3 protein-coding genes are annotated in these 3439 nt (G+C 62.5%); all 3 read right to left on the bottom strand.

The genetic code is table 11. From position 1 onward, the window contains the following. Window positions 1–89 precede the first annotated feature (89 nt). Genes AC0L17_RS34200 through AC0L17_RS34190 form a run of 3 tightly spaced genes read right to left on the bottom strand, consistent with a single transcriptional unit; the run spans window position 90 to window position 3287 of the window. Window positions 90–1097 carry a tyrosine-type recombinase/integrase gene (locus tag AC0L17_RS34200; protein WP_473518949.1) on the bottom strand — a complete coding sequence of 336 codons (1008 nt, stop codon included), beginning with the start codon at window positions 1095–1097 and terminating at the stop codon, window positions 90–92. Next, a complete protein-coding gene (locus AC0L17_RS34195; protein WP_065011732.1) occupies window positions 1090–2046 on the bottom strand; it encodes a tyrosine-type recombinase/integrase in 957 nt (318 codons plus the stop codon). Before AC0L17_RS34195 ends, AC0L17_RS34200 begins: the two co-directional genes overlap by 8 nt. After that, entirely contained in the window at window positions 2043–3287 is a 1245-nt protein-coding gene (locus tag AC0L17_RS34190; protein WP_473459477.1) for a site-specific integrase, read from the bottom strand. The genes AC0L17_RS34195 and AC0L17_RS34190 overlap by 4 nt, the downstream gene beginning before the upstream one ends. Window positions 3288–3439: the final 152 nt, after the last annotated feature.

The following is a 3439-nucleotide window of genomic DNA, read 5'->3' as shown; positions in this document are numbered from 1 at the left end:
ACGAAATTATGCTCAGGCCCGGATTATGCGCAGTTGGCCGAGGCGGATGTGGGCCAGTCGCCGTTTCCACCTCGGTGACCTTGACATAATCAGAGGGCTTCGAGGAAGCGCATCAAATTGTCGGGCGGTCGGTAGCGTCCAAGCCTGGCCTCCTGGGGCTGCAACTTCCCGAGCGCCAGCTCTTTCATGGATAGATCGGCCTCCACATACATGTGCGTGGTCGCGGTGTCTTCATGCCCCAACCAAAGCGCGATGACGGTGATGTCGACACCGGACTGCAGCAGATGCATTGCTGTCGTGTGCCGGATCACGTGGGGCGAGATCAAGCGGCCAGCGAGAGAGGGAAAATGGCGCCGTGCTGCAGCGACGGCGAGATCCAGCCGTTGCGTGACGTTGGAGCGGGTCATCTTCGCGCCTGCGCGGTTTGGCAGCAGGAAGCCGTCCTGCGCGTTTGCTCCCAGCGATCGCTGCCATCGCCGAACATGGGCGGCTGTCGGGCGCCATAAGGGAACGCACCGCTCCTTGCGCCCCTTGCCATGCAGGTGCACGGCGGGCTGGCCTTCAAGAACAATATCGCGGCAGCGGATTCCGATGATCTCGGAGACGCGTGCGCCGGTGTTGTACATGAGACTGAACAGCACCCGATCCCGCCGCCCCGCCCATGTCGCATCGTCGGGAGCGTCGAGGATGGCCTGGATCTCCGATCGCGTCAGGAAGCCGATCAGCGGGCGATCGGCCCTCTTCATCGGAATGGCGAGCGCCTGCTCTATGATCCCGAGGGCGTCAAGATCATGATGTCCCGCGTATTTGAGGAATGTTCGCAGCGCGGCAAGCCGCGCGTTCCGGCTCCGTACGCTGTTGCCGCGAACCTTCTCCAGATGGTCGAGGAAATCGAGCAGCAGTCGCGCGTTCAGATCGGTGAGCGCGAGTTTGCTCGGAGGCTTGCCGATTGACGTCTCGGCAAACGCCAGAAGCAGTCGGAACGTATCGCGGTAAGCCGCGATGGTCCGCGGGCTGACGGCGCGATGTTGGCCCAGATGCTCGACGAAGAAGCGCTGCACCAGCGCGGCGAACGACGGTGTTGTCTGCTCACCCATGACAGCGCTCCTCCGCCGCAAATGCTTCGAAGCGATCGCCGGCCGCGACCATCAGGTCGGGAATGCCGGTCAGGTACCAATAGGTATCGGAGACCTTGGCATGGCCGACATAGGTGGCCAGCGCGGCGATGGCATTGTCGATATCCGCGCCTTCGTTCTGCCAGCGCTGCACTCGCCGGCAGATGAAGGTGTGGCGCAGATCGTGAATGCGAACCTCGTCATAGGCCCCACGAGCAACAATATTTGCGTCCCGACGCAACTGCTGAAATGTCCAATGGACCTGACGCTTGGACGGCACTTGCCCTGAGGCGCCGACGAAGAAAGATGCATCCGACTCGGCCGGAGCGGAGCGGGCGCGGATTGCCACATAGCGCGAGAGCGCAGCGGCGACGCTGGCATCAAATGGTACGTGCCTTGACTTGGTGAACTTGGTCATGCGCACGGTCAGACATCGGCCGGCAATGTCGACGTCGCCGCATCGGAGCTTGAGTGCCTCGGAAATCCGCAATCCCGTGGCTGCGATCAGCCCCAACATGGTCTCGTATGTTGCCGGTCGAATGGAGTGTTGCGGCTGCAGCCGCCGCGCCGCCTGCAGCAGAGCGACGATCTCCTGGTCGGTGTAGATATGTGGCGTCCGGCGCTGGTGCGCTTTGCCGAATATGCTGCTTACGGGAAGCTCGTTCCGTGGGTCGAGACGTCTCTCATGCTCGGCAAAGGGCCGCAGCACTTCGAGGCGGCGCACCCAGGAGGTTGGCGTCGCGTTCCGCGCCTCCCCCTGAACCCAAGCGACCACGAGCGTCGTCGTCAGCGGGCCGCGATGGCCGGACAGATCGGCGAAGCGAGCGAACGACCGCAGCATTATGCCAGAGGTCTCGAGCGAGAATCCAAGGCGACGTCGCTCCACAAGATAGGCGTCGATCCGCGCCTGCATGGTCAGCGACCGGCTCATGCCACACTCCCCGGCCACGGCATAGCGACCGCCGCCAGCCGCTGAAGGTCGACCTTCGTGTAGATCATGGAGGTGTCGATGCTCCGATGGCGCAGGATATCGGCGATCTGCTTCATGGGCACACCAGCGTTCAGCATGCGGCTGGCGACGCTGTGCCGGAGGATATGAACGCGTGTCTGAGACCAGCCGCAACGTTTGTAGGCGGCGAAAACGGCGCGCCTTACAACGTCTTTTTGGATCGGCAGGTCATAGGGCGCGACGTGGCGTACGAATATTGCGCGGTTCGTGCTCGGTGGACGTTCATGCCGCAGATACGCAGCGATCGCGTCACCCGTCTCGGGCGGCAAGGGAAGGACGTCGAAACGCCGGCCCTTTGACCGGGAAATGCGGATCGTACCCTGCCGCCAATCGATGTCGCCGAGCTGCAGTTGCACAACCTCACTGGTTCGGAGCCCAAGATCGGTCAGGCACCGGACCATGGCGTAGGCCCTCCGGCGCGACGGGAAATCCTTGTCGAATGAAGCGAGCAGAATCTCAATCTGCGTGTCGGAAAGCACATCCGGCAAGCTGCTCAGCCGCCAGCATGCAACGCGAGGGATTGCGCCGAGTAGATGCTGAACGTCGTCGCCCATCATCTGCCGAAACCGGAGATAGCAGCTGATCGCACCCCCAACAATGCGAATGGTGGCGGTCGTCCAGCCCTGCAGTTCGCCGAGGATGAAGCGTCTCACACGCGCCGGCTCAAGGCCGGCGATAGAGATCTCCCCTTCCGGAAACTGTTCCTCAAGAAAGCGTCGAAGAATCCGCTCGCGCCTCGCTCGTGTGCTGACGGCTAACCCGCCGACATCGCGCATGTAGGCCCGGAATGCCGCCAATTCCCCGCCATGTGTGGTGTGTGCGGTAGCTGCGGGAATGGCGCCTTCGGCACGCAGCACTGCAAGCAAATGCGTGATGGCCGCCCTGAGTTCGTGCGGCAAGCGACGGGCCGGATAAGGGCAGTCACAGACGGGAAGATGCTCGCTGATAAACCGAACTCGCGCGGCTTCGCCTATGGACTCTAACGCGAGCCGTTCGGTCGAGATCCAGTGGGCGAAATGGGCAATGCAGCACAGATAAACACGTGCGGTGCTGGGCGCATAGCGGGCACGGCCCAGGTGCTCAAGATAGCGCTCCGAGAATGGCCCCAACGGGCTGTTCTCAAGCCACTGACGGGGCGCCGGCTGCAGTTTGATTTGGTTCATGACGATCTCCTCTACGGTTGGCGCGCAGAGGAGATCAGGATTATGTAAACCTACGGTCGCCCGGCCTGCTGGGGGATGCCCGGCATCCGCTCGCATCCCGAACGTCGCGCACACAAACTGCGCATAATCCTGGCCTGAGCATAATTGCGGTT

This window comes from Mesorhizobium sp. WSM4829 (assembly GCF_055811475.1).
The sequence above is the reverse complement of the archived record's forward strand: the minus strand, read 5'-3'. Positions and strand labels throughout refer to the sequence as shown.